Below are 690 nucleotides of genomic sequence, written 5' to 3' on the forward strand. Positions count from 1 at the left end.
CTTGCTCTCTTCGAGAGGCTTTGCACCGAACAGGATCTGGCGCAGGGGTATGCGGGAGAAGCGCTGCATTAGGCTTTTCCCTGAATAGGCGAGGGTTCCTGCCAGGCAGTACAAGCGGTTTGGGCGACCAACCCGTAACCACCACCCAAAGGAACCCTCATGAGCTATACAGCTGTCATCAACTTCGCCCGGCGAGCCAAGTCCGCAGCCGATTCGTCGGACCCGAACGAGGCGCTGTCCAACCTTGCCCAGGCCATAGAAGCACTCGCCCGCCAGTTGGACGGCGACATGGCCGACGTGAAGTCGAAAATTCAGCATGTCGAGTACACGATCAAGCGTTGACCGCGCGCCACGCTGCCATACCCGCCCGGGCGACGGCTTGTGCCGCTTCCTCGGGCGTAAAGCCCCCCCTTTCGGCTTGGTATGCAGCAGCGCGCAGCGCCTGCGCCAGGATGTCCTGGAGGATCACTTCGGGTACGGATGGTGTGGTTGCGCTCATTTGGATCTCCGAAATTGCTTGGGGTCGTAGCGCGCATCAGGCGCCGGCGCGGCGCCGGGCAGATGGACAGCGACTTGCAGGGTGAGGCCCGGCTTACCGGGCAGCGTCCCCACGCGCACCATGTCAACCAGGGTGTCGCGCAGTACGCCGGGGTGCTCATCGCCAAACAGGCGTTCGATGGCAGCGATGTC

The 690-nt window shown here is 63.0% G+C and carries 3 protein-coding genes; 1 reads left to right on the forward strand and 2 read right to left on the reverse strand.

Annotated features, from left to right (window positions below; genetic code table 11):
• Positions 1 to 159 precede the first annotated feature (159 nt).
• The gene (locus ABD104_RS30255; protein ID WP_343928896.1) at positions 160 to 342 is read left to right on the forward strand and encodes a hypothetical protein; all 183 of its coding nucleotides are present in this window, start codon (positions 160 to 162) and stop codon (positions 340 to 342) included.
• Here the strand turns inward: ABD104_RS30255 and ABD104_RS30260 are convergent.
• Both ABD104_RS30260 and ABD104_RS30265 read right to left on the reverse strand, forming a co-directional pair.
• Positions 332 to 499, reverse strand: coding sequence for a hypothetical protein (locus ABD104_RS30260; protein ID WP_343928897.1), 168 nt, complete (start codon positions 497 to 499; stop codon positions 332 to 334). The genes ABD104_RS30255 and ABD104_RS30260 overlap by 11 nt on opposite strands.
• The coding region (locus ABD104_RS30265; protein WP_343928898.1) for a hypothetical protein at positions 496 to 690 on the reverse strand (195 nt) is incomplete at its 5' end. The genes ABD104_RS30265 and ABD104_RS30260, both read right to left, overlap by 4 nt.

Origin of the sequence: Pigmentiphaga daeguensis, from assembly GCF_039523035.1 — a bacterium.
Lineage (GTDB): Bacteria > Pseudomonadota > Gammaproteobacteria > Burkholderiales > Burkholderiaceae_B > Pigmentiphaga > Pigmentiphaga daeguensis.

What these genes read in the sequence shown, in the direction of transcription:
- ABD104_RS30260 (WP_343928897.1), bottom strand. Translation starts at nt 499, where the DNA reads ATGAGCGCAACCACACCATCCGTACCCGAAGTGATCCTCCAGGACATC.
- ABD104_RS30255 (WP_343928896.1), top strand. Translation starts at nt 160, where the DNA reads ATGAGCTATACAGCTGTCATCAACTTCGCCCGGCGAGCCAAGTCCGCA.